This is a genomic window from Sphingomonas sp. BL-S-28 (genome assembly GCF_055521515.1).
Map to the genome: position 1 here is coordinate 2,008,091 of NZ_CM145484.1, position 13,349 is coordinate 2,021,439.

General features: G+C 65.5%; 10 protein-coding genes. 5 read left to right on the forward strand and 5 right to left on the reverse strand.

Going from position 1 to position 13,349, the window contains the following annotated elements:
• The first annotated feature begins 50 nt into the window (after positions 1 to 50).
• Complete coding sequence (locus ACZ1JC_RS18235; RefSeq protein ID WP_465138550.1) at positions 51 to 1,391, forward strand: MFS transporter; 1,341 nt, start codon at positions 51 to 53, stop codon at positions 1,389 to 1,391.
• On the opposite strand, the gene ACZ1JC_RS18240 is transcribed toward ACZ1JC_RS18235, so the two are convergent.
• The 4 genes from ACZ1JC_RS18240 to lepB are packed head-to-tail and all read right to left on the reverse strand — an operon-like array spanning position 1,388 to position 4,877.
• Complete coding sequence (locus tag ACZ1JC_RS18240) at positions 1,388 to 2,434, reverse strand: SGNH/GDSL hydrolase family protein (RefSeq protein ID WP_465135532.1); 1,047 nt, start codon at positions 2,432 to 2,434, stop codon at positions 1,388 to 1,390. The genes ACZ1JC_RS18235 and ACZ1JC_RS18240 overlap by 4 nt on opposite strands.
• Positions 2,434 to 3,327, reverse strand: coding sequence for a GTPase Era (era, locus tag ACZ1JC_RS18245; protein WP_465135531.1), 894 nt, complete (start codon positions 3,325 to 3,327; stop codon positions 2,434 to 2,436). Before era ends, ACZ1JC_RS18240 begins: the two co-directional genes overlap by 1 nt.
• Positions 3,324 to 3,992 (reverse strand): ribonuclease III, encoded by a 669-nt coding sequence (rnc, locus tag ACZ1JC_RS18250; RefSeq protein ID WP_465135530.1) that lies wholly within the window; start codon positions 3,990 to 3,992, stop codon positions 3,324 to 3,326. Before rnc ends, era begins: the two co-directional genes overlap by 4 nt.
• Positions 3,993 to 4,877, reverse strand: a complete 885-nt coding sequence (lepB, locus tag ACZ1JC_RS18255; protein ID WP_465135529.1) for a signal peptidase I — start codon at positions 4,875 to 4,877, stop codon at positions 3,993 to 3,995.
• Positions 4,878 to 5,078: 201 nt separating this feature from the next.
• Here lepB and pgi point away from each other — a divergent pair, with 201 nt between their 5' ends.
• Both pgi and ACZ1JC_RS18265 read left to right on the forward strand, forming a co-directional pair.
• A complete protein-coding gene (gene pgi / locus ACZ1JC_RS18260; protein WP_465135528.1) occupies positions 5,079 to 6,599 on the forward strand; it encodes a glucose-6-phosphate isomerase in 1,521 nt (506 codons plus the stop codon).
• Positions 6,600 to 6,835: 236 nt separating this feature from the next.
• Positions 6,836 to 9,163 carry a S8 family peptidase gene (locus ACZ1JC_RS18265; RefSeq protein ID WP_465135527.1) on the forward strand — a complete coding sequence of 776 codons (2,328 nt, stop codon included), beginning with the start codon at positions 6,836 to 6,838 and terminating at the stop codon, positions 9,161 to 9,163.
• 48 nt (positions 9,164 to 9,211) lie between these two features.
• On the opposite strand, the gene ACZ1JC_RS18270 is transcribed toward ACZ1JC_RS18265, so the two are convergent.
• Positions 9,212 to 9,859 (reverse strand): RBBP9/YdeN family alpha/beta hydrolase, encoded by a 648-nt coding sequence (locus ACZ1JC_RS18270; protein ID WP_465135526.1) that lies wholly within the window; start codon positions 9,857 to 9,859, stop codon positions 9,212 to 9,214.
• A 273-nt stretch (positions 9,860 to 10,132) separates the two neighbouring features.
• Between ACZ1JC_RS18270 and gor the strand changes: the two genes are divergently transcribed.
• Together gor and ACZ1JC_RS18280 are read left to right on the forward strand one after the other, a co-directional pair.
• Positions 10,133 to 11,479 carry a glutathione-disulfide reductase gene (gene gor, locus ACZ1JC_RS18275; RefSeq protein ID WP_465135525.1) on the forward strand — a complete coding sequence of 449 codons (1,347 nt, stop codon included), beginning with the start codon at positions 10,133 to 10,135 and terminating at the stop codon, positions 11,477 to 11,479.
• A gap of 335 nt (positions 11,480 to 11,814) precedes the next feature.
• The gene (locus tag ACZ1JC_RS18280; protein WP_465135524.1) at positions 11,815 to 13,341 is read left to right on the forward strand and encodes an acyl-CoA carboxylase subunit beta; all 1,527 of its coding nucleotides are present in this window, start codon (positions 11,815 to 11,817) and stop codon (positions 13,339 to 13,341) included.
• The last annotated feature ends 8 nt before the right edge of the window (positions 13,342 to 13,349 follow it).

Consider the following 13,349-nt stretch of genomic DNA (forward strand, 5'->3'; position numbering starts at 1 on the left):
ATACCTCAGCCGGAACCGGCCATGCGGCAGAGATCGATCCCGGCCTGCCGATGCCGCGGCGCCTCTGGGCGATCGTTGCGATCTCATTCGGCACCGCGCTGTTCGTGCTGGACGGCACGATCGCCAATGTCGCGCTGCCTACCATCGCCCGCGATTTGGGCGTGGAGCAGGGCATGGTGGTCAATGTCGTCACCGTCTACCAACTGGTCATGGTCATGGCGCTGCTGCCTTTCGCCAATCTGGGCGAGCGGCTGGGGCTGCGGCGCGTCTACCAGTTCGGCCAGCTGATCTTCATGGCCGCGTCCGCATTGGCCTTTCTCGCGCATTCGCTACCCGTGCTGCTGATTGTCCGCGCCGGGCAGGCGTTTGGTGCCGGCATGGCGATGAGCGTTTCGGCGGCGCTGATCCGCCAGATCTATTCGAAGGCCAGTCTGGGCAGCGGGCTGGGCATCAATTCGGTGATCGTGGCCAGTTCCAACGCCGTGGCGCCGGTGCTGGGCGGGCTGATCGTGGCCGATGCCGACTGGCGCTGGGTCTTCGTGGCGGCAGTGCCGCTGGCGGCGATCTCGCTGCTGATCGGGCGCTTCCTGCCCGATCCCCAGCCGGGCAAGACCCCGTTCGACTGGCGTTCCGGCCTGTGGAGCGCGGCCAGCTTTGCCATGCTCATCGGCGGGATCGAGATGGCCGCACATGGCGGCAGGGTGGCCGTGGGCATTGCAATCGCACTCGCCGGGCTGGGCTCTGCGCTGGCCTTGGCGTGGCGGGAGCGGCGACAGGCCAGCCCGGTGTTTCCGGTGGACCTGCTGGCGATGCCGGCCATCGGCCTGTCCACGGTCGCGGCGGTGGCGGCGTTTGTCGGGTCGGCCGCGCTGATCGTGGCGCTGCCGTTCCGGCTGGAGCAGGGCATGGGTTACACGCCGCAGGAAGTGGGGCTGATGGTGCTGCCGTTCCCGCTGACGATGCTGGTGGTGGCGCCCATCGCCGGTTGGCTGTCCGACCATGCATCGCCCTCGATCATGGGGCTGGTGGGCATGGCGATCGCGGTTGCCGGCCTGTGTTTCATGGCCTTTCTGCCAAGCCATGCGGGTGCATTCGACGTGGCATGGCGGCTGGTGGTCGCCGCGCTGGGCTTTTCGCTGTTCTTCTCCCCCAACGCGCGCATGATCGTGGGCAATTCGCCGCGAGAACGCGCGGCGGCAGCGGGCGGACTGCTGGCGACGGGGCGGCTGTTCGGGCAGACGCTGGGCGCGGCGTTGGTGGGGGTTACCCTGTCGCTGGGGCTGGGAGAGGGGCCGGTGCCGATGCTGGCCTGCGCAGTGCTGGCCGGCGTGGCCGCTCTCGCCAGCCTCGCACGGTGGAGGCTGGCGGAGCAGGCGCCGAAGGCACCTTAACGGCGGTTACGCGTTCCGGTGCCGGTCGGTGTGGGAACGGGCTTGGCAACCGGCTTGGCGGTCGGCGCCGGAACCGGCGGCGGCGTGACCAGCGGGGCAGGGGGCGGAGCCACGACTTGCGGCAGATTGGGCTTCACCGGTTTGACCCCGGTGCGCGTCAGCCACCAGGCGATGTCGTTGGCGGTCGCTTCCATGCCCGCGAAATTGAGGTGCCACTGCAGGCCCAGCCTGCCGTCATACCCCTCCGGAGAGCCGATCAGCCACGGCACGGTATCGCAGGGCGTATGCGTGGCGGAGCTTTGGTTCATGCTCACCACCAAGGCCCCGTTCGCGGAGGCGACGCGGGTGGTGATGTCGGCAAGGCGCACGCCGATCTGGCGGATGATCGCGGCGTGTTCCTCGCTGATCGGGGTATCCGCGCAGAGCTTGCCCGGCGCCGGCAGCGGCGTCAGGTATTGGACGAAGACGATGCGGGCGCGCGGTGCCTGCGTGCGGATGCGCCGCGCGATCTCCATCAGCTGCATCTCGTCGCGCGCGTAGTCGTATTCGGTCGGCACCTTCACCGCCGCGCAGGGGCGCGGTTTGCCGCCGGCCGCCAGCGACTGCTTCGCGCGGTAGGCGCAAGTGGCGTTGAACAGGTTGCCGACGTAGTTGAGGTCGTTGCCGCCGATGGTGAGCGTGACGAGGCGCGTCTGCGACGTTACTGCGTTGATCTGTGGCGGAATGTCGCCCCACGGCCCCAGCACATTGTCCGTCGTCGCGCCCGAGCAGGAGCGGTCCGTCAACACCATGCCGAAGTATTCGGACAGCAGCGTGGGATAGTTGCTCATGCTCTGGCCGCAGCGGGCCGGGCCGCCAGGCTTGGCGGGCGGCAGCATCGGCCCCGCCGCGAACGACGAACCGATGGCGACGTAGCGCTGGCCGGCCAGCGTATCGTCTACGGACGAGACGACATCCGCATCCGCGCGTGCCTGCGTGACAGGCGCCGCGCAGCAGAGTGCGATCGCCGTCGCGGCGAGCGTGGAAAACCGGATGCTGGGCATTACTTCACCCAGTCCAGCCCGATTTCTTCGTAGAGATCGCGCGCGTCGGCCCAGTTTTCCTCAACCTTCACGTGCAGGAACAAGTGCACCTTCTGGCCCAGCACTTCGGTCAGTTCCTTGCGTGCAGCCTCGCCGATCGCCTTGATCTTGGCGCCGCCCTTGCCCAGCACGATGGCGCGCTGGTTGTCGCGGGTGACGACGATCTGCTGGCGGATCTCCACCGAACCGTCCTTGCGCTGCTCGTAAGCCTCCGGCCGCACGGCGGCGTCGTAGGGCAGTTCCTCGTGCAGCTGGCGGTAGAGTTGCTCGCGCGTGATTTCGCAGGCCAGCAGACGCTCGCTGGCGTCGGAAACCTGATCCTCGGGATAATGCCAGGGGCCTTCGGGCATCAGCTTGGCCAGATGCGCCTTCAGTTCGGGCACGCCGTCACCGGAAAGGGCGGAGACGAAGAACACCTCGTCGAACTGGACTTTGCCGGTCAGTTCCTGCGCCAGCACCAGCAGCGGTTCCTTGGCGCCGGCATCGACCTTGTTGATCACCAGGATCTTGCGTTCGGGGCGGGTGGCCAGCGTTTCCAGCAGCGGTTCCAGCTCGTGCCGGCGCTTCTTGATCGGGTCCACCACCAGCAGCACCGCATCGGCCTCCTGCGCGCCTTCCCAGGCGGCGGAGACCATCGCGCGGTCAAGCCGGCGCCGGGGCGCGAAGATGCCCGGTGTGTCCGCCAGGATGATCTGCGTGGTCCCTTCCAGCGCGATGCCCAGCAGGCGCGCGCGGGTGGTCTGGGCCTTGGCCGAAGTGATGGCGACCTTCTGGCCGACCAGTGCGTTGACCAGTGTCGACTTGCCCGCGTTGGGCGCACCGATCACGGCGACGAGACCGCATGACTCGGTCATCCGAATTTCCTCATGAATTCCTCGGCGGCGCGTGTTTCGGCATCCTGCTTGGAATTCGCGATTGCCCGCGCCGAGCCGACGTTGTGAATGGTAACCTCTACAGTGAACTGAGAGGCATGGTCGGGGCCGGAGCGCTCGACCAGCTTGTATTCGGGCATCCGGCGGCGGTTGCCGGCGGCCCATTCCTGAAGGGCGGACTTGGGATGCTTGCGCTTGCCGGCCTTGCCCTGCATCGCCTCGGCCCAGAGCGTGCGCACCATGGCGCGTGCCGCTTCGAAGCCGTGTTCGATGAAGCAGGCGCCGATCAGCGCTTCCATCACGTCACCCAGAATATTGTCGCTGTCCTGCCCGCCATCGTCGCGCGCCTGCTTGCCCAGGCGCATGCGCGGGCCAAGGTCGATCCCGCGCGCCACTTGCGCGCAGGTGGTGCGGGCGACCAGCGCGTTCAGGCGCTGCGAAAGGCGGCCTTCGGCCTCTTCGCTGTTCTGATAGAGCCATTCGGCGACCGAGAGCCCAAGCACCCGGTCGCCGAGGAATTCCAGTCGTTCGTAATTGCGCTTCTCGCCGGTGCTGCCGTGGGTAAGTGCGGCGGCCCACAGGGCTTCATCGGCGGGCTCTGCCCCCGATACTGCGGCGATGAAGGCGCGATCCTGCGCGTCAATCACTCAGATAACGCTCCCGATACGGCTCCAGCGCGCGGCGGTGAACCACGTCCACGGCAGGAACCAGTTCGCCGAACCGTCGGTGGAGAACATCATCACCGCCGCCTTGCCGACGAGGTTGTCTTGCGGGACGATGCCGATGCCCGCGCCTTCGACGGCGGGGAAGCGGCTGTCCAGCGAGTTGTCGCGGTTGTCGCCCATCATGAACATGTGGCCTTCGGGCACGACGTAGACGCCGGTATCGTCCTGCGGCGTGCGGCCCAGGTCGAGCACGTTGTAGCTCTTACCGTTCGGCAGCGTCTCGCGGTACTGCGGATAGTTGCAGACCGGAGCGCCCTTGGCGTCGGTGCCTTCGAATTCGGGGGCGTAGCAATGGGTGTTGGGCGTTACCGGCAGCACGAAATCGGGCTGCTTCACGCGCGGCACCGGCTTGCCGTTCAGCCAGACCTGTCCGCCCTTCACCTGGATCTCGTCACCCGGCAGGCCGATCACGCGCTTGATGTAGTCCACGTCGTTGCCCGGCGGCGCCTTGAAGATCGCCACGTCGCCGCGCTCGGGCTGGCTTGCGAAGATGCGGCCCGGGATCAGCGGCACGCTGAAGGGCAGCGAGTACTTCGAATAGCCGTAGGACCACTTCGACGCGAACAGATAGTCCCCGTTCAGCAGGCGCGGCAGCATCGATTCGCTGGGAATGTTGAACGGCGAAATGATGAAGCTGCGCAGCACCACCACGCCCAGCACCAGCCAGAACAGGAAAGCGATGAAGCTTTCGTCCTTCTTGGCGGGCTTGCCGGAGTGTTTGTCGCGCGCGGTCGGTGGAGACTGGCCGGTGCTGTTTGCCGGGGTTGCGGATGACGGGGCCGGAGCCGCAGTGTCGGTTTCGCTCATGAGGCGAACCCTTGTTGTGCGCGCACGCTTCCGTCAAGCGCAATCCCGCTGGATATGCCATCCGGATCGACCAAAATCGTCATCTTTCGCGCAGGATTGGTCTGCAACAATGGGCCTTGGCCAAGCCGTGCCCGCGATGCATAACGCGCCGCGCGATTTCGGCCGCACATCGGGCCGGTACAAAATGAAGGAATCAAAGGCATGAGCAAAGCGTTGTGGACCAAGCTGGAAGGCCTTCCCAAGCCCACGCTGGCGCAGCTTTTTGCCGCCGATCCCGACCGCCTTGCCACATTCGCCACCCATTTCGAGGCTAGCGATATCGAAGCCGACTGCGGCATGCGTTTCGACTGGTCGAAGACGCACCTTGACGCTGAGCACGTTGCCGCGTTCGAGGAACTGGCCGCCGCGATGGACTTCGACGGCCGCCGCGCCGCGCTGTTCAACGGCGATATCGTGAACACCACCGAAGGCCGCGCCGCAGAGCACACCGCCCAGCGCGGCGTTGGCAATGAGGAAAGCGTCGCTCTCGCCGCCGAATACCACCACCGCATGGCCGCTATCGTGGAGGCCATCCATCGCGGCGCCATGGGTGAGGTGAAGCACCTGATCCACATCGGCATCGGCGGTTCGGCGCTGGGCCCGGCGCTAGCGATCGATGCGCTGGCGCGCGATGGTGCCATGGTGAACGTGCAGGTCGTCTCCAACATCGACGGCTGCGCGTTGGAAGCGGCCTTTGCCAAGTGCGATCCGGCGACGACGATGCTGGCGGTCGCCTCCAAGACCTTCACCACGATCGAGACGATGACCAACGCCGAAAGCGCCATCGCCTGGCTGCGCGAGAACGGCGTGGAGGATCCTTACGGCCGCGTCGTCGCGCTGACCGCCGCGCCGGACAAGGCGATCGAATGGGGCGTGGACGAAACCCGCATCCTGCCGTTCTCGGAAAGCGTGGGCGGCCGCTATTCGCTGTGGTCCTCTATCGGGTTCCCGGTGGCCATGGCTCTGGGCTGGCCGGACTTCGCCGAGTTTCTGGACGGTGCCGCCGCGATGGACGCGCATTTCCGCGATACCGATGGGCTTGCGAACCTGCCGCTGCGCGCCGCTTTTGCCGACCAGTACTACACCCGTCTGCGCGGCTGCCAGACGCGCGCCGTCTTCGCCTATGACGAGCGGCTGAAGCTGCTGCCGGACTATCTCCAGCAGCTGGAAATGGAATCGAACGGCAAGAGCGTGAAGGTGGACGGTTCGCCGGTCGACGGGCCGACCGCGCCGATCACCTGGGGCGGCGTGGGGACCGATGCGCAGCACGCGGTGTTCCAGCTGCTGCATCAGGGCACCAACCTTGTACCCGTCGACTTCATTGCCGCGATCGGGCCGGGCGACGACCTGAACCCCGCGCACCACCGCATCCTGCTGTCCAACTGCTTCGCACAGGGCGCCGCGCTGATGGCGGGCAAGCCTAGCGAGGATCCCGCCCGCGCCTACCCGGGCGACCGTCCTTCGGCGACGATCCTGCTGGACGAAGTGAGCCCGGCCACCTTCGGTGCGCTGGTCGCTTTCCATGAGCATCGCACGTTCGCCAATGCCGTGCTGCTGGGGATCAATCCCTTCGACCAGTTCGGCGTCGAACTGGGCAAGGAAATCGCCAAGCAGATCGAACAGGGCAACACCGCGTTCGATCCGTCGACCGAGGCGCTTCTGGAACTTGCCGGCATCAAGTAAAATCCTGAAATAAGGCCCCAAAGTGAGGGCTCGAACCGAACCGCGCCTCCGCAGGAATACGGCGGGGGCGCGGTAGCCCGGATTAGGGCTTCCTGCGCTATAATGCCCCCATAGGGACAACGCCGGGCTGGCGTGCCGGCAAGGCATGGCCACCCCGGATGTATCACGGGGAATGGCGGGCAATGGCGGGCGGAAACGCGGGTGCAGGAACGCAAGACAGGCCGGCGCGCCCAAGCATGCGGGCGTGGCACCGCGTGGCGGCGGCGAGCCTGCTGGCGCTTGCCGTGACGGGCTGCGGAGGCGGCGGTGGGGTCAGTTCGACGCCGACACCTACGCCAACGCCAACGCCCACCCCGACACCCACTCCAACTCCGACGCCTACCCCAACTCCGACGCCCACGCCCACGCCCACTCCGACGCCTTCATCCGGCAGCACGCCGCCGGCGGGTTACGTCATCACGCCGGCCTCGCAGCAATCCAAGCGATCGGCCAACGACGACATGGAGTACCGGCGCAACTACGTCTCGTTCGAGTATGTGAACGCGCTCTATGCGCTGGATGCTGGCTATACCGGCCAGAACGTGCTGGTCGGCGTGCTGGACGATGGGGTGAAGACCGTCTCCGAACTGTCCGGGCAGATATCCTCGCTCAGCCGGGATTTCGGCACGGTCACACAGAACGGGGTCACTACCACCCGCAATGTGGTGGGTGATGACTGGTCCGATCATGGCACCATGGTCGCCAGCGTGATCGCCGCGCGTAACGATGGTTCCGGCGTGCAGGGCATCGCGCCCGACGCGAAAATCGTGGCCTTGCGCATCAGCGCCGTGGACCTTGACGAAACCGATGTCGACAAGGCCGAGACGCTGGGCATCCACATGGCCGAAGCGCTCGACTATGCGGGCCAGAACGGGGTCAAAGTAGTCAATGCCTCGATCGCGAAGGCCGATTCCTCGTTGCCCAGTGCCTATTGGTCACAGGCGGTGGCGCGGTACGTCGCCACGGGCGGGCTGTTCGTCAATGCGGCCGGCAATGACAGCGAAGCCAATGCCGCGAATTATCTGGACGTCAACAGTGCCAACCGGGATGGCTGGCTCTTCGTGGTGGCGCTGGAAGGCACGCAGACCAGTTACGAACTGACCGATTATTCGAACCAGTGCGGCGCGACGGTGATGGATCACTGCGTCTCCGCTATGGGCACCAATGCATCGCAGGCAGTGGACGGCAGTTATGTCTGGTTTTCCGGCACCAGCGCGGCGGCGCCGCAGGTTTCCGGGCTGGCCGCGCTGATCCTTTCGAAGTGGCCGCAATTGACCGGCGTGCAGGCCGGGCAGGTGATCCTTTCAACGGCGCGTGATATTGGCGCTCCCGGTGTCGATCCGATCTACGGGCACGGTCTGGTCGATGTTCAGGCCGCCCTGTCGCCGGTCAATCCCACCCTGTCCAACGGCACGGTGACGACGGCCGCGAGCACTGCGACGCTGCTGGCGCCCGGCGCGATCGGCACGACCGGGATCAAGACCAAGGCCTTGTCGTCCGTAACCGTGCTGGACGCTTTCGGACGCGATTTCACCGGCGACCTTTCCGGCCTTGTCGGCAAGCTGAGCGAAGCACCGCGCAGCATGGAGCGGCAGGTTGATGTGCAGGCCCGCGCTGGCAGCAGCCATTTCGAGAGTGACGGGCTTCAGGCCAGCATGGGCTTTTCGGCGCTGCGCGAAGGGCCGGGCGCGGGGGAGGTGCGCGGGTTGCTGACCAGCGGTGAACTGGCCGTCCGCACCGGATCGACATGGCTGACCGCGTCCCTCCATTCCATCGATGCCGTCTCGCCCGAATTCGTGGGGCTGGCCCCCAGTTCGGACGCTGCCTTTGCCTATTCGCCGCTGGCGGACATGGCCTTCGGCGCCGAGCATCCGCTGGCCGGCGGCAGGCTGGGAATCTCCGTTGTGGGCGGATCCGAGCAGGTAAACCTGACCTCCGGCCGCGCCTCCCTGCGTGCCGCTGGAACCGTGGTGAGCTGGCGAAAGCATCGCACCAGCTTCAAGGCCGGCGTGATCGACGAGCAGGGCGCCGTCTTCGGCACGCCCACCGGCGATGGCGCGCTGCGTTTGGGCGACGGTGCGACGACAGCCTTCATAGAGGCGGCGCACGAAATGGAACTGGCCGGAGGATGGGGCCTGTCCGGCTATGCCAGCCTTGGCGGAACGCAGCTAAAGCTGGCGCAAGACATGCTGCTGACCCACGCCGGTACCCTGGCGACCACGCGCTTTGGCCTCACTGCCAGCCATCGCTTGCGCGGCGGCGGCGTGCTGCGGTTCGGTCTGGCGCAGCCTTTGACGGTGATCGCCGGGCAGGGGACTTATACGCTGGCTACCGGCTACGACCTGCTGAGCCGTTCGCTGGTCTTCGGCGCGCGCAAGGTGGATTTTTCGGGCGGCATCGATCCGCTGCTGACCTTCGGGTTCGAGAAGGGTGGGGAGGCGTCGCAATTGCGGCTTGCCGCTGCCGCGCGCGCCGATGGTGGGGATGTGCGCCTGATGGGCACCTGGCGCCTGACGCTGCGCTGAAGGCAAAGCCGCCGGGAATGCAGTGATCCCCGGCGGCGAGAATAGGTATCAGGAGCGGTATTCGAGCCCTTCCGACCAGTCTCCATGCGTGGGGACGTGCGGCGCGGTTTCCGACGGCCGCGTGTTCATCAGGCGATGCAGCAGGCGCTTGCCGTCTTCCCAGCTGCCGATCTTCGAATCGGCATTGATGTGGCCGGCATCGCCCGCATCCTCGAACTGGCTGCCCCATTGCCGCGCCAGCAGCTTGGCGGTGGGAAAGCCGATCCACGGATCGTTGCGGCTAGCGACCAGAATGGAGGGGAAGGGCAGGGCGTCGGCCGGCGTCGGTGCGAAGCCGTTGAGCCGATCGTCGCGCGGGAAGAAGTCCACTTCCGGCGGGGCGACCAGCAGCGCGCCGATCACCGGGCTGGACCAGCCGGGTTGTTCGAACTTCGCCCACCATGCCGTCAGCAGGCAGCCCAGGCTGTGCGCCACCAGCACCACCGGCCGTCCGGCGCGCTGTACGGACAGGTTCAGGCGGTTGATCCAGGTGTTGCGATGCGGCTTTTCCCATAGGCCAAGGTCGACCATCTGGGCATCCTCCATCTCGTCCGCCCAGCGGCGTTGCCAGTGGCCGGCGCCGCTCCCGTCAAGGCCGGGGATGAGCAGGATGAGAGGCTTTTCGGCAGGCGCTGCAGGGGTTTGCGTCTGTGCCATCAATCTTCTCCCAAAAGGGGCGCCCGCCGGCAAGGGGATCGGGGGAAGCGGCGGGCGACATGGCTTTCTATAACTCAACCAAAAAAGTTGACAATGACTCTGCGCCCAGCAGAGAGCGGATTTCGACGATCCGATTTGAAGTGGTTTCGAGGGGGAAGCAGGTCAGTCGCAAATGACCCGTTGGCAATCCGCGTGCCCATGCCCCATATGCGCCCCGCAAAAGATAACGCCCCCATCATCCTTTCAGGCGACGGGTGCACAGGAGCAAGCCGCATGTCCGAATTCGACTATGATCTCTTCACCATCGGCGCCGGATCGGGCGGCGTACGCGCCAGCCGCATTGCCGCATCGCACGGTGCGCGCGTAGCGGTGGCGGAGGAGTTCCGGGTCGGCGGCACATGCGTGATCCGCGGCTGCGTGCCCAAGAAGATGCTGGTCTACGGCGCGCATTTCGCCGAGGATCTGGAAGACGCCAAGCATTTCGGCTGGGACATTCCGGAAGCGAAGTTCGACTGGCTGAAGCTGCGCGACAACGTGCTGGGCGATGTGGACCGGCTGAACGGGCTCTACACGCAGACGCTTTCGAACAACAAGGTGGAGATCTTCCACGAGCGTGCCGTGATCACCGGCCCGCATGAGATCACCCTGTCCAGCGGCGAGAAGAAGACCGCCAAGGTGATCCTGATCGCCACCGGCGCGCGTCCGCACGTGCCCAGCTGCCCTGGCCACGAACTGGGCATCACGTCCAACGAGGCATTCCACCTCGACGCCATTCCACGCCGCATCCTGATCGCCGGCGCCGGCTATATCGCCAACGAATTCGCCGGCATCTTCAACGAATTCGGCGCCAAGGTGACGCTGATCAACCGGTCCGACCAGCTTCTGCGCGGCTATGACGAGCAGCTTCGCGACCGTTTGCTGCAGATCTCGCTCGCCAAGGGCATCGACTTCCGCTTCAACGCGGACTTCCGCGGCATCGAGAAGAACGACGGCGGCTCGCTGACCGTCACCATGACCAACCACGAGCCGCTGGTGGTAGATTGCGTGATGTTCGCCACCGGCCGCGTGCCCAATGTCGAAGGGCTGGGGCTGAAGGACGTCGGCGTGGAACTGGACGACCACAACGCGATCAAGGTCGACGAATATTCGAAGACGAGCGTCGATCACATCTACGCAGTCGGCGACGTGACCAACCGCGTGCAGCTTACCCCGGTGGCGATCCGCGAGGGCCATGCCTTTGCCGATACCGTGTTCGGCGGCAAGCCGACCACGGTGGACTATGCGTGCATCCCCTCGGCCGTGTTCAGCCACCCGCCGATCGGCGCGGTTGGGCTTACCGAGGCGCAGGCGCGGCAGAAGTATGGCGACATCGCCGTCTACACCAGCGACTTCCGCCCGATGAAGAACGTCGTCGCCCACCGCAACGAACGCTCGCTCTACAAGATGATCTGCGAGGCGCACACCGGCCGCCTGCTGGGCCTGCACATGATCGGGCCGGATTCGCCGGAGATCATCCAGGCCGCCGCCATCGCGGTGAAGGCCGGGCTGACCAAGGCCGATTTCGACGCCACCGTCGCCGTCCACCCGACGATGTCGGAAGAGCTTGTGCTGATGAAGTGAGTGCAGACGGGGGCTCAGGCCCCGTTCCGAATGCAAATGTCGCAACCGCTTCGGCGCGGGAGTGAAGAAAGCCCGGATGCCGCCTTTGCCAGGCGGCCTGCCGGGCTTTTCGTTTTCGGGCCGTCCTGGGCGGTCGATATCGCGAAATTGCGCCATTCCATCGGCAGGGCGTTGCTCATCCATCACTGGGGCGAATTTACCGTCAGAACATTACTCCGACCATTTAACCGAGCGATTAAAACTATTGACCTGAGGCGTTCGACCTGCCTTAGCAGTCACAGCAAATTCGCGCCGAGCGGCCAGTCGAAGGCCGGGGTCATTGCAAGGGATAACGGATGTCAGCCAATATCGCTGAAATGGAGAAGCGCCGCGCCGCAGCAAAGCTGGGTGGTGGTGAGAAGCGCATTGCCGCGCAGCACGCCAAGGGCAAGCTGACCGCGCGGGAGCGTCTCGACATTCTGCTGGACGAAGGCAGCTTCGAGGAATTCGACCTCTACGTCGAGCATGACTGCACCGACTTCGGCATGGAAAGCCAGCGCATCCCCGGCGACGGCGTCGTCACGGGGTCGGGCACCATCAATGGCCGCCTTGTGTATGTGTTCAGCCAGGATTTCACCGTGTTCGGTGGCTCTCTGTCGCACCGTCACGCGCAGAAAATCTGCAAGCTGATGGACAACGCGATGAAGGTCGGCGCGCCGGTGATCGGCCTCAACGATTCCGGCGGCGCGCGCATTCAGGAAGGCGTGGCCTCGCTCGGCGGTTATGCCGAAGTGTTCCAGCGCAACGTGCTCGCATCGGGCGTGGTGCCGCAGCTTTCGCTGATCATGGGCCCCTGCGCGGGCGGCGCGGTCTATTCGCCGGCGATGACGGACTTCATCTTCATGGTGAAGGACAGTTCCTACATGTTTGTCACCGGGCCGGACGTGGTGAAGACCGTCACCAACGAAGTCGTCACGCAGGAAGAGCTGGGGGGTGCGGTCACGCACTCCAGCAAGACCTCGGTGTCCGACCTTGCGCTGGAGAACGATATCGAGGCGCTGCTGGCGGCGCGCGATTTCTTCGACTTCCTGCCGCTCAACAACCGCGAGGAAGTGCCCGAGCGTCCCTGCGCCGATCCGTGGGACCGTGCCGAGGAAAGCCTCGACACCGTGATCCCGCCTTCGGCCAATCAGCCTTACGACATGCATGAGGTCATCAAGAAGACGCTCGACGAGGGCGACTTCTTCGAGGTTCAGCCGATGCACGCCGGTAATATCATCGTCGGTTTCGGCCGTATCGAGGGCAAGACCGTGGGCGTCGTCGCCAACCAGCCGATGGTGCTGGCGGGCGTGCTGGACATCAACTCGTCCAAGAAGGCCGCGCGTTTCGTGCGCTTCTGCGATGCCTTCAACATCCCGATCATCACTTTCGTGGACGTGCCGGGCTTCTTGCCGGGCACCGATCAGGAGCACAACGGCATCATCAAGCACGGCGCAAAGCTGCTGTTCGCCTATGCCGAGGCGACCGTGCCGAAGATCACCGTGATCACCCGCAAGGCCTATGGCGGTGCTTACGACGTTATGGCGTCCAAGCACCTGCGCGGCGATCTCAACTATGCCTGGCCGACCGCCGAAATCGCGGTGATGGGCGCCAAGGGCGCGGTGGAGATCATCTTCCGCGGCCTCTCGCCCGAGGGCATTGCCGAGAAGACTAAGGAATACGAAGACCGCTTCGCCAACCCCTTCGTGGCGGCGAGCCGGGGTTATATCGACGAGGTTATCTACCCGCACTCCACACGCAAGCGCATTGCGCTGGGCCTGCGCAAGCTGCGGACCAAGAGCCTCGAAAACCCCTGGAAGAAGCACGACAACATTCCGCTGTGAGTGCGATG